Below are 24,321 nucleotides of genomic sequence, written 5' to 3' on the forward strand. Positions count from 1 at the left end.
GGACGGGTGGTGTCTGAGCCGACCCGCTCGCCCCTCGTCTGGCGGTTCATGGTCGGGTATTTCGACCGGTTCCTGCGCCGCCACATGAACGCCCTGCGCCTCGCGCGCTGGGGCGTGCCGCGCTTTGCCGACCATCCCGGACCCATCGTGGTCTATTGTAACCACCCGGCCTGGTGGGACGCCGCCGTGGTGATCCTCCTCGCCGGCCGGTTATTTCCGAAGCGGACGAGCCACGCGCCGTTCGATGCCCAGATGCTGGAACGCTACGCGATCTTTTCCCGCATCGGCGCCTTCGCGGTCGATCTCGACTCGGCGCGGGGGGCCGCCCAGTTCCTCAAGGCCTCGCGAAACATTCTGGCGCGACCGGAGGCCATGATCTGGATCACCGCGCAGGGGCGGTTCGCCGATGTGCGGGCGCGGCCCCTCGATCTTCGCGGCGGCGTCGCCCGCCTGCCCGAACTCGCGCCCGACACCCTGTTCGTGCCGCTGGCCCTCGACTACGCCTTCTGGGAGGAGCGCGGCGCGGAAGCCTGTGCCGCCTTCGGGGCGCCGGTCCGGGGCGCCGATCTCCTCGCCCTCCCCCGGCCCGAGCGCCTCGCCCGGATGGAGGCGGCCCTGACCGACACCCTCGACCGCCTCGCCGCCGACGTCATCGCTCGCGATCCGGCCCGGTTCACCGCCCTGGTCTCGGGGGCCAAGGGTGTCGGCGGCATCTACGATCTCGGGCGGCGCCTGCGCGCGGCCCTGACGGGGCGCCGCTTCGACCCCGCCCACCGAGCGGGGCTGGATCAGGCGACCGAGGAAGACAGATTGCCGTGATCCTCGCCCTCGCGATTCTTTCGGTCCTTCTCGCCCTGCTGCCGGCGGTCCTCGCCGCCGTGAACCTCGCGGCTCTGCGGATGCGGACTTATCAGGGGCATCGCGGGTCACCTCCCTTGGAAGGAAAGGGACAGGGTGAGCTGTCTGACCGATCGGGAAATGGACCACACCTCACCCCCGCCCTCTCCTTCCAGGAGAGGGAGTCCGTCGCGCCGGAGGTCGATTCGTCCCGGCTCCCGAATTCCTCCGCCATTCCGGATGTTTCGATCCTGATCCCGGCCCGCGACGAGGCCGCCACCATCGTCGGTACTGTGCGGGCGGCACTGGCCACCACGGGCGTCACCATTGAAGTGCTGGTGGGCGACGACCACTCCACCGACGCCACCGCGTCCCTCGTGCAGGAGATCGCCGCCACCGATCCACGGGCGCGGCTCCTGGCGGTCCCGCCCCTGCCCGAGGGCTGGACTGGCAAGAACCACGCCTGTTCGGTGCTCGCCGCCGCGGCGCGGGGGCCGCATCTTCTCTTCATCGATGCCGACGTGACCCTGGCGCCGGGGGGCGCGGCGGCGCTGGCCGCCCACGCCGTCGACACCGGCGCCGCCCTCGTCAGCGCCGTGCCGCGCCAGCGCATGGAGACCCTTGGCGAGCGCCTCACCGTGCCGATGATCGGCTTCCTCCTCGTCGGCTACCTGCCGATCCCGATGATGCGCGGGTCGCTGCGCCCGTCGCTCGGGGCGGCGTGCGGCCAGCTCGTCCTCGTCGATGGCGCGGTCTACGCGGCGAGCGGCGGCCACGGCGCCATCCGGGCCTTCCTGCACGACGGCGTCTTGTTGGCGCGACTCTTCCGCCGGGCGGGGCACCGCACCGACCTCGTGGCGGGGGCGGCCCTTGCCACCTGCCGGATGTACCGGACTTGGGGCGAGGCCTGGGCCGGGTTCTCGAAGAACGCCCATGAGGGCATGGCGACGCCCCGCGCCCTGCCGGTCTGGACCACCCTGCTGTTCGGCGGGCACATCCTGCCCGTTGCCATTCTCGTCCTGGCCGGTTTCGGCCTCGTCGGTCCCGGGGCGGCCGGGCTGGCGTGCCTCGCCCTCCTCCTCTCCCTCGGGGCGCGGGCGGCCATCACCCTGGCGATGCGCGAACCCTGGACCACGATCCCGCTCCATCCCCTCACCGTCGCCGTGGCCCTGGCGATCCAGTGGAACGTGCTCCTGCGTCGCAAGACCGCCGGCGCCGCCGTGTGGAAGGGGCGGAGCTACCCGTTGAACGGGGCCTGATCCGGAGCGGTTTCGCGCAGGATCCAAGCCAAGGTCTCCGGGTCGGCTTCGGACACGGGCAAATGGAGCACGATAGGGGTCTCGTAGGGATGGCGGCTCTTCAGGGCCGCCGCGAGGGGCTCGGCCAGGGTTTCACGGCTCTTGATCAGGGCCACGACCTCGTCGGCCTGCTCCACGGCGCCCTTCCAGGCGTAGACCGAGCGCATCCCCGGCAGCACGTTGACGCAGGCAGCCAGCCGCAGCCGCACCAAAGCCTCTCCGACGCTAAGGGCGACCTCGGCATCCGGGAAGGTGGTGTAGACGAGAAGTGGACGCTCCATGCTATGGGTCTCCCAGTCGCGGACCGGCGGTACCCTCGCGGGACGCGCTCGGCTCCGGGGTGGGACCGGATCGCCACCGGGTCAACAGGGCGGACGAGGGTTCATGTCGCGGCGTTTCAACTCGATCGCGTTCATCGCGAGCCCGACGGACGATGCGCGCCAGGCCGCGGAGGCCCTGATGCGCCGCTACGACCATGTGCCCCCCGAGGAGGCGGACGTGGTGGTGGCGCTCGGTGGCGACGGGCTCATGCTCCAGGCGCTGCACCGCTTCATGGATGCCGGCACTCCGATCTACGGCATGAATCGCGGCACCGTTGGTTTCCTCATGAACGAGTATCGTGAGGAAGACCTGCTGGAGCGCCTCGAACACACGAAGCGCAGCCGCATCCATCCCCTCATGATGGAGGCTGTGGACACGGAGGGGCGCCGCCACCGGGCCCGGGCCCTCAACGAAGTCTCCATGCTGCGCCAGACCCACCAGACCGCCAAGCTGCGGATCTCCGTGGATGGCCATGTCCGCCTGCCCGAACTCATCGCCGACGGCGTGCTGGCGGCGACGCCCGCCGGCTCCACCGCCTACAACCTCTCGGTGGGCGGGCCGATCCTGCCCCTCAACGCCCGCCTGATGGCGTTGACGCCGATCTCGGCCTTCCGGCCGCGCCGCTGGCGCGGGGCACTGCTGCCGGATTACGCCCGCATCTTCATCGAGGTTCTCGATGCCGAGCACCGACCCGTGGCGGCGGTGGCCGACCACACGGAGTTCCGCCGGGTCGCCACCGTCGAGACTTGGCTCGACCACGCCACCAACCTCGTGCTGCTGCACGATCCCGGCCACAGCCTCGATGAGCGCATCCTGCGCGAGCAGTTCGGCTGAGGTCGAGCGTCGCTTCAGGCGGCGAGGTGGACCCGGATTCGGGGGCGATCGCCGCGGTAGCTCACCACGAGTTCGTCCGGGATGGCGTCTGGCGCCTCCGTGGTCGGCCCATGGGCTCCGGAGGCGGCGCCGCAGTCTCGCGCATCGCGATTCGCCTGGAACTCGGCCAGGATCGCGTGGGGCAAAGCCTCGAAGATGAGGCCGACGGGATCGGCGCGCTCGGCCTCCGTCGGGAGGACCTGCGGTTCCGCCGGCGCCTCGGCCACGGCGATGGGCAGCGCGGGAGCCTCTGCCGGGACGTGGTGTCCGGTGATCTCCACCACCGCGTCGAGAGTCCGCCGGAGGGCGGCGGCGTCGCGCAGACCTTCCTGGGCCTCGCGCCACTCCGCGTCGAGGATCGCCACAGGCTGTTCCGTGGCCGGACGAGGCGTCGGCTTGAGCGGAATAGGCGTCGCCTCGGGGAGCTCGATGGCGGCCGGCGGCAGCGCGGGAGACTGACGATCCAAGTCGGCGGATTGCTTCGGCGACTTCGCCTCCGTGGCGGTCTCTGCGAACGCCGAGGGTGCGGTTTCGACGCGGTGCTCGAGGCCGGCGTGCTCGGCCCTCGCCCGGGTCCGCTCGCGGGTCGCGTCGCGCGCGGCCTCGCGGGCCGCCTCGGCCTCGAACCGGGCCAGCAGGGCGAGAACCCCCTGGGCTTCGGTGAACGGAAGGGTCTCGCAGGCGGAGATGGCCCGTTCGATCATGAGGCACGACAGGGCGGCGCCGTGCGCGGTGCCCTCGCCCCGCCCGGCTTCGCGCCAGGCCGAGAGAGCGGCGGTGAAGGCCGGCAGGAGTTGGGACGGCAGGCCCGCCCGGCGGTGGAGGGCGGCGTAGGCCGCGCTCGATCCTTCGTGCATGAGGCCCGCCACGCGGGCCGGGGGCAGGTCGGCGAGGTCGGCCAAGGCGGTTTCGGCGAACGGCATGTGGGCCGAGAGGATCGCCCGCAGGATCAGGCCGGCATTCAGCTGCCCGTTGCGGCGCAGATAGGCGACGAGGCGGCCGAGATCCTGCGGCGATGCCCCGGCGCTGAGAGACAGGGTCGAGCGTTCGCGGGCCTCCCGTCCGGCTCGCTCGCCCCGCGCGGCCGTGAGCCAGCCCGACGCCACGGCGAGGTGGGCCATGGCCTCGGCGACCCGGTCGGTGCAGGCCTGACGGACTTCGAGGGGAAGATCGGGCCGGGTCAGCAGGGCCTCGCGCAGGGGGGCGTCGTCGCCATGGCGCTCCACGAGGCGCAGGAGGCTGCCGATGGTGATGCCGGCGGAGTGGTTGATGGCGAGCGCCGTGAGGGCGCGCGGCCCGGCGATCTCCGCCATGGCGCCCGACACGGCGTAGGACAGGTCCCGCCGCTCGGCGATAGCCTGCCGGGTGATCTCGCAGCCGATGGCAACGCCGTCGACGAGGTCGGCATCGGTGAGGACGGGGGAGTGCTTCAGGACGAGGGCGGCGATGTCGGCCACGTCTCCGGCCAGGGCGACCACGAGGGCGCGGGGTGCCGCCGCACTTGTGGCGCAAGCTTCCGCTAGGGCTCGGCGCACCTGGGTGGCCGGATCGTCGAGGAGCGCGAGGATGGTGGATCGTGCTCGCTCGGCCGTGTCCGGGGTGAGGTGTCCGTTCAAGGAGGCCCAGACCAGGGCCTTCGCGCCCTCCGCCCGCCGCGAGGGCGAGACATGCTGCGTCAGGGCGAGGAACTGGCGGATCATCATAGGCCGCTCCGGACGGTATAGAGGGAGAGATTGAGGGGGGCGGCGGCGCTCGGCGCGGCCGCGATGCCTTGTGCTGGCGAAGCGCCATGTGCGGCTGCGGTGACGAACTCGGCCGGTCGACGCGGCGGTAACGGAGCGCCGACAAGGGCGGTGCCGGCGGGCGTCCTTTCCCCGGCGGCCGGCACGGATGCCGAATTCTCCACCGCCGCGGGAGGGGGCACCGCCACGGTGGAATCGGCCGTGGCGTCCGAGCGCGGAAAGTAGGTCGGCGCCGGACGGCCGGTATCCATGGTGCCCCGCACCTGCCACAGCTTGGCCACCCCCTCCGAGACGGCGCCCTGGCGCTTGTCCGTCTGGAACAGGGAGCGCAGGCTTCCGTCGAGGCTGGCGTAGGCGGTGGTGCCCTCGGGCAGGCCGGCGATGCTCACGGTGGGGGCGGGCGGCGTCGCGGCATGGGCCGTGGACAGGAGGGCGTAGAGTTCAGCCGCGCCCCGGGCCCGGCCGGTCTTGTCGTAGAACAGGTTGCGGTTGGCGGCGGCGGCTTCGGGCATGTCGAGGGCGGCGGCCCGGGCCGGGCTCGCCTGCGCCGTGTTGATGAGCGCGACGGCGCCCCGCGCCCCGAGGACGTGGGCGGCATAGAGGTCGCCCCCCGTGGGCTCGCGGCCGAGGGCGGCCGTCAGGGCCTCGCCGTTGCGCTGGGTCAGGGCACCGGCAAGCGTCGCGGCGGTCTTGGGGTCGCGGCGCAGATCCAGGATGGTCTGGCGCGCATCGGGGTCCGCCACCGTGTAGGTGCCGTCCGGCCGCGCCGTGATGGCATCGGCATAGGCCTGGAGGCCGAGCTTCGGCCCGGCATTCTTCATGGTGCCGAGCCAGGTCTGCTCGATGAACTGGAACAGGCCCGTGGCCGAGGACGTGCCGGCCTTGGCCGTGGGATTGAGGGCGGATTCGCGCTGAGCCGTGGCGAGGAGATAGTCGAACCCGGCGCCCGAGCTCTGGGCCCCCGTGCGGATCGCGTCGATGACGGTCGCGTTCGCCCCCGTCGGGGTGCGCGTCGCCGTCTCGCGGCTGGCGCCGGTGTCACGGGGGGCGGTGGGCGTGGTGAACAGATACATGCGCCGTCCGACTGGGGCGCCGCGCCGTTTTGGCGGGGCCTTGGGCAGGTCGGTGAACGAACCGGCCTACGCATCGGACTTTGCTCTCGGTATGGTAAACAAGTGTTGAAGGGCTGCGCGATTGGCGTTGCGTCAATCCGGGGAGAGGTAGCGCCGCCGCGCCCAGCCGAGGAGGCGCCCGCCCTTGACGCGGCACCAGGTCAGGCCGCTCGGGGTATCGCTGGTGCAGCCGAACCCGCGCAGGCGCGCCCCCACGGGAAGCTGTCCCAGCGACGGTGCCTCGGCATCCGGCGCCTCGCGGATACTCAGCCCCTCGCCGAGGGGGAGGCCGGCAACGCGATAGGACTCGACGGCCGAGGCCGGTGTCGCCACGAGGACCGACGTCGCCGTGACGGCGGCCAGGAGGACGAGCACGAGACGCAGGGCGGGTTTCCTGCGGCCCCGGGATTTGCCTCGACGGGTCGTGCGCGGGGGCGGACGCCGCATCAGGTGCGGTGCACGCCCATCATCGCCGTGAGGCCGCCATCCACGGGCAGCACCGCGCCGGTGATGTAGGCCGCGCCCTCCCCCATGAGGAAGGTGGCGAGTGCGGCAACCTCTTCGGGTTTCGCGAAGCGCCCGGCGGGAATCTGGCGTTCCATGCCGGCCCGGTGGGCGGCGTAAGGCGCCATCATATCGGTGTCGATGAAGCCCGGTGCGATCACGTTCACCGTTACCCCGCGCTTGGCCGATTCGATGGCGAGCGTCCGGCAATAGGCGATGAGCGCGCCCTTGCTCGCCGCATAGGCCGCGTTGCCCGGATTGGCCCGAAGTGCCGCCACGGAACCGATGGCGACGATTCGGCCGGCGCGGGCCCGGATCATGCCCCGCACCAGGGATTTGGCGAGGCGGGTCAGGGACCAGAAATTCACCTGCATGGCGGCTTCGGCCCGATCCTGATCGAGCATGGCCGCCAGCGCGTCCGAGGATTGGCCGGCATTGTGGACGAAGCCGTGGAAACTCTCGGCCTCGACGGTCTCGCAGAAGGCGTCCAGCGCCGTGCGGTCCGCGAGATCGAGGGTGTGGGCGGTGACGCTGCGGTCGGGATGGGCGGCGGCGAGGTCCGCCACCAGGGCTTCGGCCGCCTCTCCCGAGGAGCGGTACGTGAAGGCGACGTCGTGGCCGGCGGCGACGAGGCCGCGCACGATGGCCCGGCCGAGGCCCGAGGCGCCGCCGGTGACGAGGACGCGGGTGGGCGCAGTTGCGTCCGTCATGCGGGTTCGTCCCCGAGGACGAGACAGGTGTTCTGCCCGCCGAAGCCGAAGGAGTTCGAGAGCACGCGGGAGACCCGCGCGTCGCGGGCGGTGGCGACCACGTCGAGGGCGAGAGTCGGGTCCGGCACCGCGTAGTTGATGTTGGGCGGGATGCGCCCGTGGGCGATGGTGAGGAGCGAGATCACCGCCTCGATGGCCCCGGCCGCCGTGAGGGTGTGGCCGATCATCGATTTGTTCGAAGAGATCGGCAGGCGGCCGATGCGCTCGCCGAACACGGCGGCGCAGCCCATGGCCTCCATCTTGTCGTTCTCCGGCGTCGAGGTGCCGTGGGCGTTGATGGTGTCGATGGCGTCGGGCGTCACGCCCGCATCGTCGAGGGCCGCGCGGATCGCCGCGATGCCGGGCGCCCCGTCGGGGCTGGAGCGGGTGCGGTGGAAGCCGTCGCCCTTCTCGCCGCAGCCCAGCACGTAGCCGAGAATCGTCGCGCCGCGCGCGCGGGCCGATTCGGCGTTCTCCAGCACCAGGGCTCCGGCGCCCTCGCCCATGACGAAGCCGTCGCGATTCTTGGAGAACGGTTTCGAGGCCCCTTCCGGTGGATCGTTCTGGGTCGAGAGGGCGGAGAGCAGGGAGAAGCGGATGAGGGATTCGGGGTTCACCGATCCGTCCGTGCCGATGCAGAGCGCCGCCTCCACCTCGCCCCGGCGGATCGCCTCGACGCCGAGCTGGATCGCCGTCGCCCCCGACGAGCAGGCGGTGGAGAGCGAGATCGGTGAGCCCTGCGTGCCGAAGCGGTCGGCGATGTGATCGGCTACGGTGCCGAAGATGAAGAGATCGTGCCACGCATCGAAGCGCCGGCTGGCGGCGGCGCGCTGCAGATCCGTGTAGGTGACAGCGCCGTTCTGGCCGGAGGCTTCAGCCATGGCCTGGCGCTGCGGCCACTCCATCTCGACGGGCGGCACCGCGATGAACAGGGCGCCGGGAAAGCGGCCGCGGCCGCCGATCCCCGCCTGGGCGATGGCCTCCTCGGCGGCTTCCTCGGCGAAGCGCTGCGACAGCAAGGGCGCCACCAACGGGTCGGTGTCGAGGAAATCGACGGTGCCGGCGATGCGCGTGCGCAGACCCTCGGTGGGGAAGCGCCGGATGGCGTGGATGCCCGAGCGTCCCACCGTGAGGGCGGCCCAGTTGTCGGCTTGGCCCTGGCCGAGGGAGGTCACGATGCCGAGGCCGGTGACCGCCACCAGGGGGCGGTTCTTCGTGTCGCGGGAGGAAGTGTCAGTCATCGCGTCGTCTTACACCGTTTCCCGCATGCTTCACGCCGCGCAGACGCGGATCACGCCTTCGCCGCGACGGTGGCCGACGGTGGTGATGGCGACCTCGCGGGCCGCGCCCGCGGCCACCAGCCCGGCCGCGAGGGCCGCGCCGAACGGGGCGGTCACCTCGAGGGTGTGGCCGGTGACGTCGCCCAAGGCGGTCACGGGCACACCGGGCGCGAGGCGCGCGAGGGCGGCGCCCTCCTCCGCCGTGATGCCGGCGACGCCCGTGGCGCCCGAGATCACCCGGTCGGGCGCCATGAGACCTGCGGCCCGCCACAGGGCGTTGAGGCTCGCCGCCGTGGCGCCGGGCTCGCGCCGGGAGCGGTCGCTGCCCACGGGCATGAGGCGGGCGAGGGCCTTGGCACCGCGCGCGTGGGCATGCTCGGCCGATTCGAGGACGAGGAAGGCCGCGCCGCTGCCGAGGATGAACCCGGCCTCGTCGGCGCCCTCCCGCGAGAAGACCGGTCGGAACGGCTTGGCGCGCAGGTAGCCGCCCATCTCGTGCACCACCATTACGTCGGGGCGCTCGGCGCTGTAGGAGCCGCCGACCAGCATGCACGCGACCTGCCCCGAGGCGATGCGGGCCTGGGCGATGCGCAGGGCATCGGTGCCGGCGGCCTCCTCGCCCATGAAGGTGCGGGACGCCCCCGTGACCCCGTGCACGATGGCGATGTTGCCGGCGAGCAGGTTCGACAGCTGGGCGAGGAACAGGGTCGGACGCAGGTCGTTGAGCAGGCGCTCGTTGAGGTAGGCGCCCGGATCGGCGGCGTCGCGCAACCCCGTGAGGATCGCCCCGTCCACCTCCGTGTCGCGCTCGCCGCCGCCGCAGGCGACAACGAGGTGCATGGCCGCCTTGAGGGCGGCGTTGTCCTTTAAATCCGCCGAATCGAGGGCGAGGCCGGCGGCGTAGACGCCGAGCCGCTGCCACGGCTCCATCTGCCGCTGGTCGGATTTTTTGGGGATCTGACCGTCCAGCGCGAGGGGCGCCACGGGGTGCACGGTGTAGGGCGCGAAGCGCTCCGTGTCCGTGCGGGCCGGGGCGCCGGCCGTCAGCGCTTCGAGATGGACGCCAAGGCCCTCGCCCGCGCTGGAGACGAGGCCGAGGCCGGTGACGACGACGCTGGTCATGCGGGCTCCGCCTGCGTCGGGATTGCCGCGAGCTCTAGCAGGCCGATCCGCCGGGCCCGGTCGCGCATGGGGCCGTCGAGGCCGTCCGGAAACGGCATGGTGCGAAAGCGCAACTCGGCGTTGCACAGGGGCTTGCCGTCGTGGCGGATCGCCGCCTTGGTCACGGCATAGCCCGAGCCGTCATGCTCCAGGCTCGCCTCGACCACGAGGTCCGCGCCGGGGCCGACGAAGGCCCGGAACCGCGCCTTGTCGACGCCCATGAGGAACGGCATCATCCGAAATTCGAGATGGGCGAGGATGAGGTAGCCCGAGGCCTGGGCCATGGTCTCGGTCAGGAGCACGCCCGGCACCAGGGGATGGCCGGGAAAGTGCCCTTCGAAGACCGGGCTTTCCAGGGGCACCCGTGCCCGGGCCTCGATGCGGCCGGCGGCCCGGTCGAGGGCCGTTACCGTGTCGATCATCTCGAAATATTCGAGCCGCATGATGTGACTTTCGGCGCCGATCAGGCCTTGGCGGCTTTCTCGGCAACCAGGGCGTCGATGCGGGCGCAGAGGTTCTTCAGGACGAAGTATTCCTCGGCCGGGACCTTGCCTTCGTTGACTTCCTGGGTCCAGCGCTCGAGGGGCAGCTTGATGCCGAAGGCCTTGTCCACCGCGAAGGCGATGTCGAGGAAGGCCAGCGAATCGATGCCGAGATCGTCGATGGCGTGGCTCTCCGGCGTGATGGTGTCGCGCGGAATGTCGGCGGTGTCGGCAATGATGTCCGCGACGCGGTCGAAGGTGGCGGTCTGGGTCAGGTCGGACATGCGTTCTCGCCGTGTTGTCTGGATATCCCGCCGCCCGTGAGGCCCACGCCCAGGAGGGGCGGACCCGAGGCCGGCCCATGGTGCCCGGCGCCCCCGGTCGCGCAGCATGTCCTGCCGGACGGCGCGCCGCGCCGCCGTCGAAAGATGAAGGCGGTCCCTTACACGAGGGGGGTAGGCCGGGCAACCGTGAGGCTTTCTCGCGGGCGCCGCGACATCGTGTGCGGCTGGGCATTCCACCCGCGTGCTGCGCGACCTAGATGCGCCTCCCGGAGGGATGATGTTCCGGGTTCGGCCGTGCTGGCCGCCGCATCCCCTCGCGAGATACCCATGGCTCTGCCCCCGACCGCCCCACCCTCGCGTGACTTCGATGCGCTCCCGCCGCCGCCCGGCGCCCTGACGCCGCGGGCGCAGGGAGCGGCGCGCGTGTTCCTGGTCCTGGCGCTCGTCGCCCTCGGGCTCTGGGTGCTGCATCCGTTCCTGCCGGCCCTGGCCTGGGCGGTGATCCTCGCCATTGCGTTGGGGCCGCTCTACGCCCGCGCCGAGCGGCGCTGGCCGCCGGGGCGGCACAACCTCCTGCTGCCGAGCCTGTTCACCCTCGCCGTCGCCCTGGTGTTCCTCCTGCCCCTGGTGCTGCTCGGCATCGAGGCGGCGCGGGAGGCGCACGACGTCATCGCCCTGGCGCGCTCGGCCGAGCAGACCGGCCTGCCCGTGCCGGACTTCCTGGCGCACATCCCCTTCGGCGCCCAGGCGAGCGCGTGGTGGGCGGCCAATCTCAGCCACCCGAAGGCCGGCGCCGAACTGCTGCACCACCTCGACAAGTCCACCGCCATCGGCCTGTCGCGCAGCCTCGGGGCACAGATCGTCCGGCGCGTGGTGCTGTTCGGCTTCAGCCTTGTCGCCCTGTTCTTCCTGTTCCGCGACCGGGCGTTGGTGACTCGGCAGGTTCTCACTGCGATCACCCGCCTGTTCGGCCCGCGCGGCGAGCGGGTCGCCCGCCAGATGGTGGCTTCCGTCCACGGCACCGTCGACGGCCTCGTCCTCGTCGGCCTCGGCGAGGGTGTGCTCCTCGGGATCGTCTACGTCTTCGCCGGGGTGCCGCATCCGGTGCTGCTCGGGGCGCTGACGGCGGTGGCGGCCATGATCCCGTTCGGAGCCCCCCTGGTGTTCGGCGCAGCTGCCCTGGTCCTGCTGGCCGGCGGCTCCGTGGTGCCGGCCGTGATCGTCGTGGTGGCGGGCTTCGTCGTCACCTTCGTGGCAGACCACTTCGTCCGCCCCGCCCTCATCGGCGGTACGACGCAACTGCCGTTCCTGTGGGTGCTGCTGGGGATTTTGGGCGGCGTCGAGACCTTCGGGTTGCTGGGGTTGTTCCTGGGGCCTGCCGTGATGGCAGCGCTGATTTTGTTGTGGCGGGAATTCACCGGTGGGGCAGCCGAGGCTGCGTGAGGCGCGTTCCGGCCTCGAAGCAGGTCCCCCGTCCCGCTGACGGACCAAGAGGGACGCGCCTCGGGCCGTTTGCCCTTTCTTACTGGCGCACAGCCTATGGTCGATCAACGGATTTGATCGAGGGGCCCAAGTTGAAGATTGTCCTTGCAAACGTGCCCCATCCAGCCATCGGCAGCCGTATCCCCAAAGAGCAACTGCCTCCGTTGGGGTTGCTCTCTGTCGGTGGCCCCCTCATCGATGACGGCCACGATGTCGCGTTGATTGATGCGGAACTCGGTCCGATGGCGCTGAAGGACCTCGCCGCGACAATCGTTGCACGGAGACCGGATGCCGTCCTGTTCGGTCATGCAGGCTCATCGTCGGGGCACCCGATCATCGCACAAGTCGCGGCCCGTGTTGTGCAAGCCCTCCCCGATGTCGCGATTATCTACGGCGGCGTTCATCCGACCTATTTCTGGCGAGAGATCCTCGCGCATGAGCCTTATGTGCGGGCCATCGTACGCGGAGAAGGCGAAGAGACCGTGAGACGTCTCATGAGGGCGGTTGAGTTGAACCAAGCTCTGGACGACATTGATGGCATCGCGTTCATCCGCGATGGACAGCCCGCAGCAACCCGTGCCGCGAGCGTTATCACCGATCTTGACGCCTATCGGATCGGTTGGGAACTGATCGATCACGCGCGCTACAGCTATTGGGGTGGCAAGCGAGCGGTCGTCATTCAATTTTCTCGCGGCTGTCCGCATCTTTGTAACTACTGTGGTCAACGTGGTTTCTGGACACGGTGGCGGCACCGCGACCCTGTGCGTCTGGCGAAAGAAATTGCGCGTCTTCACCATGATCATGCCGTGGAGGTCTTCAATTTCGCCGATGAAAATCCAAGCGCCGGTCGCAAGCCCTGGCGCGCCTTCCTTGAGGCTCTAATCGAAGAAAATATTTCAGTCACTCTGGTGGGCTCGACGCGGGCCGATGACATCGTGCGCGATGCCGATATTCTTCATCTCTATAAAAAGGCCGGCTTTGAACGCTTTCTCATGGGCATGGAGAATACGGATGAGGCGACGCTGAAGCTGATCCGGAAGGGCGGCACAATCGCTCGTGACCGCGAGGCCATTCGCCTCCTGCGGCAGCACGGAATCCTTTCGATGGCAACGTGGGTCGCAGGCTTCGAGGATCAGACCGATTTGGATCTATTCCGGGGGCTTCGCCAACTCATCGCGTACGACGCAGACCAGATCCAGGCACTCTACGTAACGCCGCATCGCTGGACGCCGTACTATAGGCTTGCTCAAGACCGTGCCATTGTACAGCAAGATCCAACAAAATGGGACTACAAACACCAAGTGTTGGGGATGGCTCGGATGTCTCCGATCCGCCTCTTCGTTTGGGTCAAGCTCATCGAGGCCGCCGCGCAGCTCCGCCCGAAAGCGCTCATGAGGCTGATATGGCATCCTGACCCGAAGATACGGCATGCAATCCGCTGGTATTATCGTATGGGCCGCCGAGTCTGGATCCACGAAATTCTGGAATTTGTGCTTCGAAATCGTGCGCGACCCAGCGGGCGAACAGTCTTTGACCATCTCGGGGCAGCACACGACCACGAGGAAGAAGCGTCCAGGGTGCCCCGCCCGCCGGAATCGTATCTGGCTGAGGATAAGACACGCGGTGCCGTCGAGGCCATTTGATCGGCGTTAACGTCCGCTTCAACGCCCTGTCGTCTCAAGTCGGGCAAGCCGAGATTCATCCCGAGGGACGATTGTCGAGAGCGCCGAAACGAAAAAAGCCCCATCCTCGCGGATGGGGCCTTCGTTTCACTGGGCGTGGCGAACCCTACGCCGCGAGGGACCGCAGCACGTAAGGCAGGATGCCGCCATTCCGATAATACTCGAGCTCGTCGAGGGTATCGATCCGGCAGGTGAGCGGCACGTCCTGTTTGGTGCCGTCGGCCGAAGTGATCTGCGCCGTCAGGGTCTGGCGGGGTTTCAAGTCGCCCGAGAGGCCCAGGATCGTCACGGTCTCGTCGCCCTTGAGGCCCAGCGAGGCCCAGCTCGTGTCGCCCTGGAACACCAGGGGCACGATGCCCATGCCGACGAGGTTCGAGCGGTGGATGCGCTCGAAGCTCTCGGCCACCACGGCGCGGACACCGAGCAGCTTCGTGCCCTTGGCCGCCCAGTCGCGCGACGAGCCGGTGCCGTATTCCTTGCCGGCGAACACCACGAGCGGCGTGCCTTGCGCCTGATACTTCTGCGCGGCGTCGTAGATGAACATCCGCTCACCCGAGGGCTGGAACAGGGTCCAGCCGCCCTCGACGACGTTGCCGGCCTCGTCGCGCACCATCTGGTTCTTGATGCGGATGTTGGCGAAGGTGCCGCGCATCATGACTTCGTGGTTGCCGCGGCGGGTGCCGTACTGGTTGAAGTCCTGCACCCGGACCTGGTGCTCCTGCAGATAGGCGCCGGCCGGCGAGTTCGCCCGGATATTACCGGCGGGCGAGATGTGGTCGGTGGTGATCGAATCCTGGAACAGGCCGAGGATGCGGGCCTCGACCACGTCCTCGACGGGCGCCGGGGTCTTGGTCATGCCCTCGAAATAGGGCGGGTTCTGCACGTAGGTGGAGGTGGAGTCCCACTTGAAGGTCTCGGCCTCCGTCACCTCGACGGCCTTCCAGTACGCGTCGCCGCCGAACACGTCGGCGTAGCGGGACTTGAACAGGGCCGAGGTGATGTTGGCCTCGATGAACTCCTGCACCTCCGCCGTCGAGGGCCAGATGTCCTTGAGGTACACGGGCTGGCCGTCCGACCCGGTGCCCAGGGGCTCCGTGGCGAGATCGACCTGCAGCGAGCCGGCGAGCGCATAGGCCACCACCAGGGGCGGCGAGGCGAGGTAGTTCGCCCGGACATCCGGGTTCACGCGGCCTTCGAAGTTGCGGTTGCCCGAGAGTACGGCGGCGGCGACGACGTCGTTGTCGTTGATCGCCTTCGAGATCTGAGCCGGCAGCGGCCCGGAATTGCCGATGCAGGTGGTGCAGCCGAAGCCCACGAGGTTGAAGCCGAGGGCATCGAGCGGCTGCTGCAGGCCGGCGCTGGCGAGGTACTCGGCCACCACCTGGGAGCCGGGGGCGAGGGAGGTCTTCACCCACGGCTTCGAGCGCAGGCCCTTGGCCACGGCGTTGCGGGCCAGCAGCCCGGCGCCGATCATGACGCTCGGGTTCGAGGTGTTGGTGCAGCTCGTGATGGCGGCGATCACCACGTCACCGTGGCCGATATCGAAGTTCGCGCCCTCGACGGGGTAGCGCTTGGCGAGGTCGGACGCCTTCTTGAACTCCGTCTCCATGGACTGGGCGAAGCCCGGCTTGGCACCGTCGAGGAGCACCCGGTCCTGCGGCCGCTTGGGGCCGGCCAGCGACGGGCGCACGTCGCCCATGTCGAGTTCCAGGGTGTCGGTGAACACCGGGTCCGGGGTGTCGGCGTCGCGCCACATCCCTTGCGCCTTGGCGTAGGCTTCGACGAGGGCGATGCGCTCGTCCGACCGGCTCGTGACCTTCAGGAAGTCGATGGTGCGGCGGTCGATGGGGAAGAAGCCGCAGGTGGCGCCGTATTCGGGGGCCATGTTGGAGATGGTGGCGCGATCGGCCACCGCCATGTCGTCGAGGCCGGGGCCGTAGAATTCCACGAACTTGCCGACCACGCCCTTCTTGCGCAGCATCTGCGTCACGGTGAGCACGAGGTCGGTGGCGGTGGTGCCCTCGGGCAGCTTGCCCGACAGCTTGAAGCCCACAACTTCCGGAATCAGCATGGAGAGGGGCTGGCCCAGCATGGCGGCTTCCGCCTCGATCCCGCCGACGCCCCAGCCGAGCACGGCGAGACCGTTGACCATGGTGGTGTGCGAATCGGTGCCGACGAGGCTGTCCGGATAGGCGACTTCGGTGCCGTTCTCGTCCTTGGTCCAGACCGTCTGCGAAAGGTATTCCAGATTCACCTGGTGGCAGATGCCGGTGCCGGGGGGAACCACGGAAAAGTTGTCGAACGCCGTCTGGCCCCACTTGAGGAAGGTGTAGCGCTCGCCGTTGCGCTCGTATTCCAGCGCCACGTTGTCGGCCAGAGCCTTCGGGGTCCCGAACTCGTCGACGATCACCGAATGGTCGATGACGAGATCGACGGGCACCAGGGGGTTGATCTTCTGGGGGTCGCCACCGAGGGCGACCATCGCATCGCGCATGGCCGCGAGGTCGACGACGGCCGGCACGCCGGTGAAGTCCTGCATGAGGACGCGGGAGGGCCGGAAGGCGATTTCGGTCTCGGTCTTGCCGAGGTTGCCGAGCCACGCGACGGTGGCGGAAATGTCGTCCTTCTTCACCGACCGGTCGTCCTCGAACCGCAGGAGGTTCTCGAGGATCACCTTCATGGAGAACGGCAGGGCCGTGGCGCTGGCGAGGCCCGCCTTCTCGGCATGGGGGATCGAATAATAGGTGTAGGACTTGTCCCCGACGGTGAGGGTCTGGCGGGACTGGAAGCTGTCGAGCGATGCCACGGTGAATTGATCCTCGCGAGCGGTTGGTCGAACACGCGCAGGCATAACCCGCGCCACGAAAACTGTGCTCGGCTGGGTGCGCCTCTCGGCGCGCGCCGCTCCGGGGGTGCCCGGACAGGTTGTTGCGCGAAGGGCGATTTGGACGCCCTGAGACTCGCGCGGCGCAGCCTGGGGGCGGTATAGAACACTTCGAAACTGGCCGCTACCGGTCGGCTGACAGAGGTCCACGAGTGTCTTGAGGCCGAGGCATGCCTTGGGTGGATGCGTGCGGTGCCGCGTGGACGCGGCTCGGCGCGCGGGATATTGGCTCCTCTGACCGCGCTCTGCGGGCCGGCTTCTTCCGAAAGGGAAGAAGGAAGAGCAGGTGCTGCCTGCGGCAAGGACAAGATCATCCCGTGCGGCTGACCGCCCAGAACCTCGCCGTCCGCCGCTCCGGCCGCCGCATCTTTTCGGACATCGCCTTCACCCTGGATGCGGGCGAGGCCCTGATGGTGACGGGGCGCAACGGCGCCGGCAAGTCGACGCTGCTCGCCGTCCTTTCCGGGCGGCTGAAGCCCGAGACCGGGAGCCTCATCGTCGACGACGTCGGCGAGGCGACGCTCTCCGAATGCCTGCACGTGGTCGGCCATCGCGACGGGCTGAAGAGTCCGCTGACGGCGGAAGAGAACCTCGCCTTCGCCCGCGATCTGCTCGGCGCCCCCACCGCCAGTCCGCGCGCGGCCCTGGAGGAACTCGGTCTCGGCCACGCCCTCAAGCTGCCCGTGGCCTATCTCTCGGCCGGGCAGCGGCGGCGGGTGGCCCTCGCCCGCCTCCTCGTCTGCCGGCGGCCCCTCTGGCTCCTCGACGAGCCGACGGCGGCCCTCGACGTCGCCTCGCAAGCGGTGCTCGCCGGCATGATGGCGCGTCATCGCGCGGCGGGGGGCCTCGTCATCGCGGCGACCCATCAGGCGCTCGGCCTCGACGGGGCGCGGGAACTGCGCATCGAACCGGCGCGGTCCGAGGCGACGGCCTTGCCCGATGCCTCCGTGACCCGTGACGCCGTGGCGGGAGACGTGTGGTGGTGATGCGTGCCCTGAAGGCCCTGGTGGCCCGCGACCTCGCCCTCGCCGCGCGGGTCGGCGGCTCGGGGGCTTTGTCCCTCGTGTTCTTCCTCATGATCGTCGCCGTGGTGCCGTTCGCCTTGGGGCCCGACCTCAACCTCCTGTCGCGGATCGGCCCGGCCATCCTGTGGCTGGCGGCCGTGCTCGCCACCCTCATCGGCCTCGACCGGCTGTTTCAGGCCGACGAGGAAGACGGGTCCCTCGACCTCATGACCGGAGCGCCGGTGCCCCTCGAACTCGTGGTGCTGGCCAAGGTGCTGGCCCATTGGCTCACCACCGGCCTGCCCCTGGCGCTGGCGGCGCCCCTGTTCGGCCTGCTGGTGGCCCTGAACGGGACCGCCATGGCGGCGACCAGCCTCACCCTCCTCGTCGGGACGCCGGCGCTCACCTTCATCGGCGCCGTCGGCTCGGCGCTGACCGCCTCGATTCGGCGCGGCGGCCTCATCCTCGCCGTCCTGGTGCTGCCCCTCATGATCCCGACGCTGATTTTCGGCGTTTCGGCGAGCGAGGCGGCGCTGGGCGGCACGGTGCCGTTCACGACGCCGCTCGCCATCCTGGCGGCCCTGAGTCTGATTGCCGGCGTGGTCGGCACCCTGGCGGCGGCGGCGGCCCTACGCTGGAGCGAGTGAGGCGGCGCGGGCGGTGTGACCTTCCGTCCACCGAACCGGCTTCCGTGCCGAGGGCTTGTCCCGGAGTAGGCTTCCCCCGGGAGGCCGCCCCTCCGATACGGAACGCCCCATGGTCGAGTACCCCAAGCCTCCCTTTCCGCAGCCGCCGATCCCCTATCCGGGTGCGTCGCACGCGATGAACCCGAAGCCGGACCACGGCGAGGAGACCTATCAGGGCTCGGGCAAGCTCACCGGCAAGGTCGCGCTCATCACGGGGGGCGACAGCGGCATCGGCCGGGCGGTGGCCATCGCGTATGCCCGCGAGGGCGCCGATATCGCCCTGAGCTACCTCGACGAGCACGAGGACGCAAAGGACACCGCCGCCTGGGTGGAGAAGGCCGGCCGCCGCGTCGTGCTGCTACCGGGCGACGTCGCCGACCACCGCCATTGCGCGAGCCTCGTGGACAAGACCGTCTCGGACCTCGGCCGGCTCGACATCGTGGTGAACAACGCGGCGTTCCAGAAGCTCGCCGACAGCCTCGACGACATCGAGATCGCCGACTGGGACCGGCACTACGCCGTCAACGTCCACGCGATGTTCTACATCCTGAAGGCCGCCTCGCCGCATCTGAAGGCGGGTGCGTCCATCATCAACACCGCCTCGGTGAACGCCAAGACGCCCGTGGAGCAGCAACTCGCCTATTCGTCGACCAAGGCCGCCATCACCAATATGACGGCGAACCTCGCGCGCATCCTCGGCAAGCGCGGCATCCGCGCCAACGCGGTGCTGCCGGGGCCGATCTGGACCCCGCTCATCCCGTCCACGATGTACACCGAGCAGGTCGAGACCTTCGGCTCGCAGACGCCGATGGGCCGCCCCGGCCAGCCCGCCGAACTCGCCCCCGCCTACGTGCTCCTGGCTTCAGACGGCGCCAGCTACATGAGCGGTGCGATGATCGCGGTCACGGGGGGCATGGTCACGATCTGAGCGCCGGATCGAGGGTCGGGGACGGGCCGTGTCGGTCCGGCCGTTCGGGTGCCCGTATGGGGCGGCGCTGGCTGATCAGGTCGGCGAGCCACAGGAAGGCCGCGATGGCGGCGACCTCGACGAGGAGGGCGGGCAGCCAAGCCCCGTTGGTTGCGTCGCGGACGAGGTCCAGCACCTCGTCCGCCAGGACGGCGCCGACCGCTCCGAGGGCGAAGACCGGGAGCGACGACCGGCCGAGTCGCGGCAGGAACTGATTGGGTTGGGCTGCGTGAAGCAGGCGGATCAGGGGCGCCTTCGGCAGGGCCATGACGAGGTAGGCCAAGGACAGCACGTGCAGCAGTCGGAGAGGCGATTGGTAGGTCTTGCTCGCTCCGATCCAGAAATGTTCGTGTCGGGCCAGGATCCACTCCTGGGCTGGTGGCCAGAGCGGAGCCGCTCCGACGACGAGGACGATATACCCGAGCAGCAGGGTGAGGGCGGGAACGACTAGGAGCGGTGTCACCGGAGCCCGCACGCCCCGGATCATGGCCATCCCGAGGGTGAGGCCGATGCAGAACAGCAGCGTCCAGGGAATGATGCTGAGGAGGAAGGGCTCGCCCGTCAGGGAGTTATGCATGACGAGCTGGAAATGTCCCCCGGCGATCCAGAGGAGGCCGGCGGCGCCGAGGGGAGCCCACCAGCGCCACACGGCCAAGCGAAGCCAGATGGGCGCCATCAGCATCAGCGCCACGTAGAGGCGTAGGATGGTCGAGTGGCCCACGGTTTGGCGCAGGGTCACCGCGTGCCACAGCAAGGTCGCGGGCCCTGGATTCTGCAGGAGGTGCAGATGATCCGCGTAGCCTTTGTCCGAACCGCGCAGGATGATCACCGTGGCGAAGACGAGGAGCGTCGCGGCGACGATCCCGAGGTCGAAGGCGAAGATGCGCGCGGCCCGGCGCCAGAGACCGAGCAGCAGGTTCGGGAACGGGCCGGCGGCGCGGCCACCGAAGGCCAGGGCGGTGGAGATTCCGCTCAGGAGGACGAAAACATCGGCACTATCGGAGAAGCCCAGCCGCGACGGCGACAGGGCGTTCAACTGCCCCAGCTGCAGGTGACCGACAAAGATGTTGACGAGGCAGAGGCCCCGGATCGTGTCGATGGTTGTGCGGCGTGAGGGCAATGCGGACTTCCCGGTGACGCGGCGTCCCCGGTTCCCTTTAGCTCCCTCCTCTTAATCGAAGGTTGTTGTTTTAAGTGTATTCAATTCATGGATGACGCGCTCGGCAAGCGCCGCTGTTGCGCGCACCCTATGCTGGATCGGCATCGATCCGCAGCTTCAGGATCGCGTAGGGCGGCTGCTGCCGGTCCTCGCCGTCGTTGTATTCCGGCCGCCGGTTCACCTGGGCCGACGAGATGTGAAGCCAGCGGTCGGGGGTGATCCAGAACGTGTCGGCCCAGATCAGGCGCGGGTCGGAGGCGAGGATCTCGACGCTGCCGTCCGGGTTGCGCCGGCCCACCGCGTTGAACTCCTGCAGGGCGAGGTAGACCCGGTCCTTCGAATCCGTGGTGAGGCCGCCGGTCATGCCCTTCTCGCCGAGATCCTCGACGCTGGCCGCGACCGCCGCGTCGGTGGCCTGCGGGTCGAGGAGGGCCGCCGTATCGACGGCGTAGAGGTGTCGGCCCATCAGGGGGGCGTAGTAGAGGCGTCGCCCGTCGGGGCTGAGTGCGATGCCGTTGGCGCCGCCCTGGACCGGGCGGGGCGGCGCATCGCCCTTCCGCTGGACCACGGCCCGGCCCTCGACGAACTTCAGCAAGCCTTTCTGCGACTTCGTGCTGGCGTGCCCGTGAAGGCAGCGCACCACCCGCCCCGTGATGAGGTCGACGGCGAGGATTGCCCCCTCCCCGTCCTGGCCCTGATCGGTGATGTAGGCGCGGGCGTAGCCATCGCGGATGTCGACGCGCAGGTCGTTCAGGGACGAGGTCGGGACGATTCCGGATTCGAGGGGCACCATCCGGAGAACCCGGTTCCGCGCGATGTCCATCTGCACGAGCTTGGCGCCGCCCTTCACCGGCGGGCCGGAACCGTCGGGCAGGCCGGCATCGAGGAGCCATAGGGTGTCGTCGCGGTCGAACACCCCATTGGGCACGTGGAAGAAACGGGCTTGCGCCTGGGCCGGATCGGGCTGGTTGGTCTCGAGATCGGGATAGGGTTTCACCGCGCCGCCGGGCAGAACCTCGCCCAGCGTGTAGGGCACCTTGGCGTTGAAGCGCGGCATCATGATGAAAGCGCGGCCGCCGCGCGCGATGGCGAGGCCCGTGGGCGTCGAGGGCGCATCGGCCGTGAAGGCGAGTTCCAGGCCGGCGGGCGTCCGATCCGTGGTCACGCGGGCCTCCGCTTCGGGCGCTGCCCGGCTCGGGCCCGCGGTGGACAGGGTGGCGGCGCCGGCGAGGCCGACGGCGAGGAGATCGCGGCGTGCGAGGGACATGATCGAGTCCGATGTTGGAGAAGGATCAGGGGTGGCCGGCGCCCCGGACCTTGAGGTCGATGGCGAGAACGGCCGGGCCGGAGGCGATGAAGAGGCGGCGTCCATCGGGGCCGCCGAAGGTGACGTTGGCGGCTTCCCGCGCCGTGGCGATCCGCCCGAGGGGCCGGCCGTCGCCGCGAAACACCCGCACGCCGTCGCCGCAGGCGGCGTAGACGCGGCCCTCGGCATCGACGGCGAGCCCGTCCGGCACCCCGGCCTCCACCGTCGCGAAGGCGCGGGGGGCTCCGAGGCTGCGCCCGTTCTCGACGGGAAAGACGTTGATCGTCCGCGCCCCTTCGGGATTGAGCGAGGCGCCGGTATCGCTGACATAGAGCCGGCGCCCGTCGGGGCTGAAGGCGAGGCCGTTGGGTTGGTCGAGGGCGTCGGTCTGCCCCGTCACCGTCCCGTCCGGATCGATGCGATAGACCCGCCGCGCCGCCTGCTCGGGCGTCAGCACGATCCCCTCCTCCGGCATGGAGATGCCGAAGATCGGGTCGGTGAACCAGATCGCCCCATCGGGAGCCAGGGCCGCATCGTTGGGCGAGTTCAGGGCCTTGCCTCCGTAGCGGTCGGCCAGGACGGTGAGGGACCCGTCGGCCTCCGCCCGCACCACGCGCCGGCCCCGATGCTCGCAGGTGACGAGGCGCCCCCGCCCGTCGAGGATGTTGCCATTGGCGTTGTCGGAGGGATCGCGGAAGGGGCGGACCGTGCCGTCCTCGCCGATGAGCATCATGCGGTTGGCCCGGACATCGCTGAACACGAGGCCGCCGAGGCGGGGCGCGTAGCACGGCCCCTCGCACCAGCGCCCGCCGTCGTAGAGCGTGGCCACGCGGGCTTCCGGATCGACCACGGCGTGGAAGTCCGGATCGTCGAACCGCAGGATTGGAGCGGCCTGCGCCAGGCGGGAGGTCGCCGCGAGGCCGAGGCCGAGGGCGGTCTGGCGCAGGAAGGTGCGTCGGTTCACGGCTGTCGGCCCTCGTGGTCGGAGCGGCGGCCGGCTCTCGTGCCGGCCGCCGGGATGGGGGTCAGCGGGCCTTTGAGGCGTCCGGCGCGGCCGGCTTGAAGCTCCAGAGATCGGTCGGCAGGGCCGCCGGGGCGTCGGGCTTGTAGAAGGCCGAATCCTGGATGCGCGAGGTGGTGACGTAGAGCGTCCCGTCCGGGCCTTCGCCGAAGGTGTCGGGCCAGCGCAGGCGCGCATCCTTGATGAGCGTCGCCGTCGCGGCGCCCTTGGCGGAGAGGTCGCGGACCTTGATGGAATCGTCCTGGGGCGAGGTGATGTACATCCGCCCATCGTGCCGGGAGATGATGAGACCGTCCGCCGGGCCGTTCTCGCCCACGGTCTCGATCCGCCCGGCGAGGCTCTTGTCGGCCAGCGCCGTGGGCATCAGGGCCTGGGTGACGCCGCCGGCCAGGGCCTCCGTCGGCAGGCTGTAGAGGGTCTTGCCCTTGATCGCCTGCCAGTAGAGCGTCTTGCCGTCGGGCGAGAGGGCGATGCCGTCGGCGGCGAACTCGACGCCACGCCCGTCCGGGCGACGCAGGGGCTTGCCCTCGTAGGTCACGGTCACGCTCTTGTCGGGCTGTGTCGAAGGATCGCCGTCGAGGACGCGGCGCGCCTTGCCGCTGTCGAGGTCCACCACCACGAGGGCGCCCTTGGCCCCGGAATCCGTGAGGTAGGCGGTCTTGCCGTCGGGTGAGAAGCGCACGTCGTTGAGGTAGGAGCCCTGTGGCGCCACCGTCTCGTCGAACGCGATGGTGCGGGCGGGCTGGTTGGTCTTCAGGTCGATCTCGACGAGCTTCGGCCCGCCCGGCACCAGGGCGCCCATGGCGGGGGCGGCGGGATCGAGGACCCAGACGTTGCCGTCGGGGCTTGCCACCACGCTCTGGACACAGACCCAATGGTCCCCGGCCGAGACCTCGTCCTTCTTGGCGTTGCGCCAGGAATTCCACGCCGCGTCGGGAAACGGCACGATCTTGCCGTTCTTCACCTCTGCGACGGAGACCTCGGTGTCCTCGGTCCAGCGCGGAAAATTCACGAAGATCCGCCCGTCCTTCGATACGGTGACGCCCGTGACCTGATGCTCGAAGCTCGCGACCTTGGTGAGGGTGCCGCCGGTATTCGCCGGCGGTGGGCTCGTCTGTGCCGTGGCCGGACTGCCGCTCAGGTTCGCCCCGGCGACGAGGGTGGCGGCGAGGCAGGTCGGGCGGACGAGGGAGAGAGGGGCGCGCGGGGGCATGGCGATCTCACGAGGGGGGCGACGCGCGATCCTCGGACGCCCGTGACGCGCGCCTCGGGCGCGGGCGGCCTGGGTGTCCGGACGCGCGACCGGGGGGCGTCGTTCGCCGGGACAACGCACGGACCGGCCACCGGGCTTCATCGGTTCTCGCCGGGACACCACCCTTCAGGGTGCGGCGAAGGCGCACCCTGAAGGGAATGCGGGCGAAGTATAATTCCGCCCACGGAGCCTCGTGGGGGGTGCCGGGAGGGAATGCTGCCGAATGATCCCGCCT

22 protein-coding genes are annotated in these 24,321 nt (G+C 69.9%); 8 read left to right on the forward strand and 14 right to left on the reverse strand.

The window, feature by feature from the left end:
* Positions 1-48 precede the first annotated feature (48 nt).
* Together BM249_RS09045 and BM249_RS09050 are read left to right on the forward strand one after the other, a co-directional pair.
* The gene (locus BM249_RS09045) at positions 49-819 is read left to right on the forward strand and encodes a lysophospholipid acyltransferase family protein (protein WP_091971261.1); all 771 of its coding nucleotides are present in this window, start codon (positions 49-51) and stop codon (positions 817-819) included.
* A complete protein-coding gene (locus tag BM249_RS09050; protein ID WP_244528660.1) occupies positions 816-2,096 on the forward strand; it encodes a glycosyltransferase family 2 protein in 1,281 nt (426 codons plus the stop codon). Before BM249_RS09045 ends, BM249_RS09050 begins: the two co-directional genes overlap by 4 nt.
* On the opposite strand, the gene cutA is transcribed toward BM249_RS09050, so the two are convergent.
* Entirely contained in the window at positions 2,075-2,416 is a 342-nt protein-coding gene (cutA, locus tag BM249_RS09055; RefSeq protein ID WP_091971055.1) for a divalent-cation tolerance protein CutA, read from the reverse strand. The genes BM249_RS09050 and cutA overlap by 22 nt on opposite strands.
* A gap of 103 nt (positions 2,417-2,519) precedes the next feature.
* Between cutA and BM249_RS09060 the strand changes: the two genes are divergently transcribed.
* Positions 2,520-3,290 (forward strand): NAD kinase, encoded by a 771-nt coding sequence (locus BM249_RS09060; protein WP_091971057.1) that lies wholly within the window; start codon positions 2,520-2,522, stop codon positions 3,288-3,290.
* Positions 3,291-3,304: 14 nt separating this feature from the next.
* On the opposite strand, the gene BM249_RS09065 is transcribed toward BM249_RS09060, so the two are convergent.
* The 8 genes from BM249_RS09065 to BM249_RS09100 all read right to left on the reverse strand — a co-directional run bounded on the left by BM249_RS09065 (position 3,305) and on the right by BM249_RS09100 (position 10,643).
* Positions 3,305-5,032, reverse strand: coding sequence for a DUF2336 domain-containing protein (locus BM249_RS09065; RefSeq protein WP_091971059.1), 1,728 nt, complete (start codon positions 5,030-5,032; stop codon positions 3,305-3,307).
* Positions 5,029-6,144: a transglycosylase SLT domain-containing protein gene (locus tag BM249_RS09070; protein WP_091971061.1), complete on the reverse strand. Its 1,116-nt coding sequence runs from the start codon at positions 6,142-6,144 to the stop codon at positions 5,029-5,031. Before BM249_RS09070 ends, BM249_RS09065 begins: the two co-directional genes overlap by 4 nt.
* Positions 6,145-6,276: 132 nt before the next feature.
* Positions 6,277-6,567: an SH3 domain-containing protein gene (locus tag BM249_RS09075; protein ID WP_425284813.1), complete on the reverse strand. Its 291-nt coding sequence runs from the start codon at positions 6,565-6,567 to the stop codon at positions 6,277-6,279.
* 62 nt (positions 6,568-6,629) lie between these two features.
* The gene (locus BM249_RS09080; protein WP_091971064.1) at positions 6,630-7,397 is read right to left on the reverse strand and encodes an SDR family NAD(P)-dependent oxidoreductase; all 768 of its coding nucleotides are present in this window, start codon (positions 7,395-7,397) and stop codon (positions 6,630-6,632) included.
* Positions 7,394-8,677, reverse strand: a complete 1,284-nt coding sequence (locus tag BM249_RS09085) for a beta-ketoacyl-ACP synthase (RefSeq protein ID WP_091971066.1) — start codon at positions 8,675-8,677, stop codon at positions 7,394-7,396. The genes BM249_RS09080 and BM249_RS09085 overlap by 4 nt, the downstream gene beginning before the upstream one ends.
* Before the next feature lie 30 nt (positions 8,678-8,707).
* Positions 8,708-9,838 (reverse strand): beta-ketoacyl-ACP synthase, encoded by a 1,131-nt coding sequence (locus tag BM249_RS09090; RefSeq protein WP_091971068.1) that lies wholly within the window; start codon positions 9,836-9,838, stop codon positions 8,708-8,710.
* The gene (locus BM249_RS09095) at positions 9,835-10,320 is read right to left on the reverse strand and encodes a 3-hydroxyacyl-ACP dehydratase FabZ family protein (protein WP_091971070.1); all 486 of its coding nucleotides are present in this window, start codon (positions 10,318-10,320) and stop codon (positions 9,835-9,837) included. Before BM249_RS09095 ends, BM249_RS09090 begins: the two co-directional genes overlap by 4 nt.
* A gap of 20 nt (positions 10,321-10,340) precedes the next feature.
* The gene (locus BM249_RS09100; RefSeq protein WP_091971072.1) at positions 10,341-10,643 is read right to left on the reverse strand and encodes an acyl carrier protein; all 303 of its coding nucleotides are present in this window, start codon (positions 10,641-10,643) and stop codon (positions 10,341-10,343) included.
* Positions 10,644-10,964: 321 nt separating this feature from the next.
* Between BM249_RS09100 and BM249_RS09105 the strand changes: the two genes are divergently transcribed.
* Both BM249_RS09105 and bchE read left to right on the forward strand, forming a co-directional pair.
* On the forward strand, positions 10,965-12,086 hold the full coding sequence (locus BM249_RS09105) for an AI-2E family transporter (RefSeq protein ID WP_425284814.1): 1,122 nt from the start codon (positions 10,965-10,967) through the stop codon (positions 12,084-12,086).
* A 131-nt stretch (positions 12,087-12,217) separates the two neighbouring features.
* Positions 12,218-13,768 (forward strand): magnesium-protoporphyrin IX monomethyl ester anaerobic oxidative cyclase, encoded by a 1,551-nt coding sequence (gene bchE / locus BM249_RS09110; RefSeq protein ID WP_091971263.1) that lies wholly within the window; start codon positions 12,218-12,220, stop codon positions 13,766-13,768.
* A gap of 145 nt (positions 13,769-13,913) precedes the next feature.
* On the opposite strand, the gene acnA is transcribed toward bchE, so the two are convergent.
* Entirely contained in the window at positions 13,914-16,613 is a 2,700-nt protein-coding gene (gene acnA, locus BM249_RS09115) for an aconitate hydratase AcnA (protein WP_091971076.1), read from the reverse strand.
* 395 nt (positions 16,614-17,008) lie between these two features.
* Here acnA and ccmA point away from each other — a divergent pair, with 395 nt between their 5' ends.
* From ccmA to BM249_RS09130, 3 genes are all read left to right on the forward strand, one after another.
* Complete coding sequence (ccmA, locus tag BM249_RS09120; protein ID WP_091971078.1) at positions 17,009-17,677, forward strand: heme ABC exporter ATP-binding protein CcmA; 669 nt, start codon at positions 17,009-17,011, stop codon at positions 17,675-17,677.
* Positions 17,677-18,342 (forward strand): heme exporter protein CcmB, encoded by a 666-nt coding sequence (gene ccmB / locus BM249_RS09125; RefSeq protein ID WP_177232370.1) that lies wholly within the window; start codon positions 17,677-17,679, stop codon positions 18,340-18,342. Before ccmA ends, ccmB begins: the two co-directional genes overlap by 1 nt.
* Before the next feature lie 109 nt (positions 18,343-18,451).
* Positions 18,452-19,309 (forward strand): SDR family oxidoreductase, encoded by an 858-nt coding sequence (locus BM249_RS09130; RefSeq protein WP_091971080.1) that lies wholly within the window; start codon positions 18,452-18,454, stop codon positions 19,307-19,309.
* On the opposite strand, the gene opgC is transcribed toward BM249_RS09130, so the two are convergent.
* The 4 genes from opgC to BM249_RS09150 form a co-directional block, all read right to left on the reverse strand.
* Positions 19,299-20,468 carry an OpgC domain-containing protein gene (gene opgC, locus BM249_RS09135; RefSeq protein ID WP_091971082.1) on the reverse strand — a complete coding sequence of 390 codons (1,170 nt, stop codon included), beginning with the start codon at positions 20,466-20,468 and terminating at the stop codon, positions 19,299-19,301. The genes BM249_RS09130 and opgC overlap by 11 nt on opposite strands.
* Before the next feature lie 127 nt (positions 20,469-20,595).
* Positions 20,596-21,774, reverse strand: a complete 1,179-nt coding sequence (locus BM249_RS09140) for an L-dopachrome tautomerase-related protein (protein WP_091971084.1) — start codon at positions 21,772-21,774, stop codon at positions 20,596-20,598.
* Between the two features lie 25 nt (positions 21,775-21,799).
* Entirely contained in the window at positions 21,800-22,777 is a 978-nt protein-coding gene (locus tag BM249_RS09145) for an SMP-30/gluconolactonase/LRE family protein (RefSeq protein WP_244528661.1), read from the reverse strand.
* A gap of 61 nt (positions 22,778-22,838) precedes the next feature.
* Complete coding sequence (locus BM249_RS09150; RefSeq protein ID WP_091971086.1) at positions 22,839-24,047, reverse strand: SMP-30/gluconolactonase/LRE family protein; 1,209 nt, start codon at positions 24,045-24,047, stop codon at positions 22,839-22,841.
* Positions 24,048-24,321: the final 274 nt, after the last annotated feature.

This window comes from Methylobacterium gossipiicola, from assembly GCF_900113485.1.
Classification (GTDB): domain Bacteria; phylum Pseudomonadota; class Alphaproteobacteria; order Rhizobiales; family Beijerinckiaceae; genus Methylobacterium; species Methylobacterium gossipiicola.

Bases quoted from the DNA above. Each gene is read 5' to 3' on its own strand.
- BM249_RS09045 (WP_091971261.1), top strand. From the start codon at position 49: ATGGTCGGGTATTTCGACCGGTTCCTGCGCCGCCACATGAACGCCCTG.
- cutA (WP_091971055.1), bottom strand. From the start codon at position 2,416: ATGGAGCGTCCACTTCTCGTCTACACCACCTTCCCGGATGCCGAGGTC.
- BM249_RS09060 (WP_091971057.1), top strand. From the start codon at position 2,520: ATGTCGCGGCGTTTCAACTCGATCGCGTTCATCGCGAGCCCGACGGAC.
- BM249_RS09065 (WP_091971059.1), bottom strand. From the start codon at position 5,032: ATGATGATCCGCCAGTTCCTCGCCCTGACGCAGCATGTCTCGCCCTCG.
- BM249_RS09070 (WP_091971061.1), bottom strand. From the start codon at position 6,144: ATGTATCTGTTCACCACGCCCACCGCCCCCCGTGACACCGGCGCCAGC.
- BM249_RS09080 (WP_091971064.1), bottom strand. From the start codon at position 7,397: ATGACGGACGCAACTGCGCCCACCCGCGTCCTCGTCACCGGCGGCGCC.
- BM249_RS09085 (WP_091971066.1), bottom strand. From the start codon at position 8,677: ATGACTGACACTTCCTCCCGCGACACGAAGAACCGCCCCCTGGTGGCG.
- BM249_RS09090 (WP_091971068.1), bottom strand. From the start codon at position 9,838: ATGACCAGCGTCGTCGTCACCGGCCTCGGCCTCGTCTCCAGCGCGGGC.
- BM249_RS09095 (WP_091971070.1), bottom strand. From the start codon at position 10,320: ATGCGGCTCGAATATTTCGAGATGATCGACACGGTAACGGCCCTCGAC.
- BM249_RS09100 (WP_091971072.1), bottom strand. From the start codon at position 10,643: ATGTCCGACCTGACCCAGACCGCCACCTTCGACCGCGTCGCGGACATC.
- ccmB (WP_177232370.1), top strand. From the start codon at position 17,677: ATGCGTGCCCTGAAGGCCCTGGTGGCCCGCGACCTCGCCCTCGCCGCG.
- BM249_RS09130 (WP_091971080.1), top strand. From the start codon at position 18,452: ATGGTCGAGTACCCCAAGCCTCCCTTTCCGCAGCCGCCGATCCCCTAT.
- BM249_RS09140 (WP_091971084.1), bottom strand. From the start codon at position 21,774: ATGTCCCTCGCACGCCGCGATCTCCTCGCCGTCGGCCTCGCCGGCGCC.
- BM249_RS09150 (WP_091971086.1), bottom strand. From the start codon at position 24,047: ATGCCCCCGCGCGCCCCTCTCTCCCTCGTCCGCCCGACCTGCCTCGCC.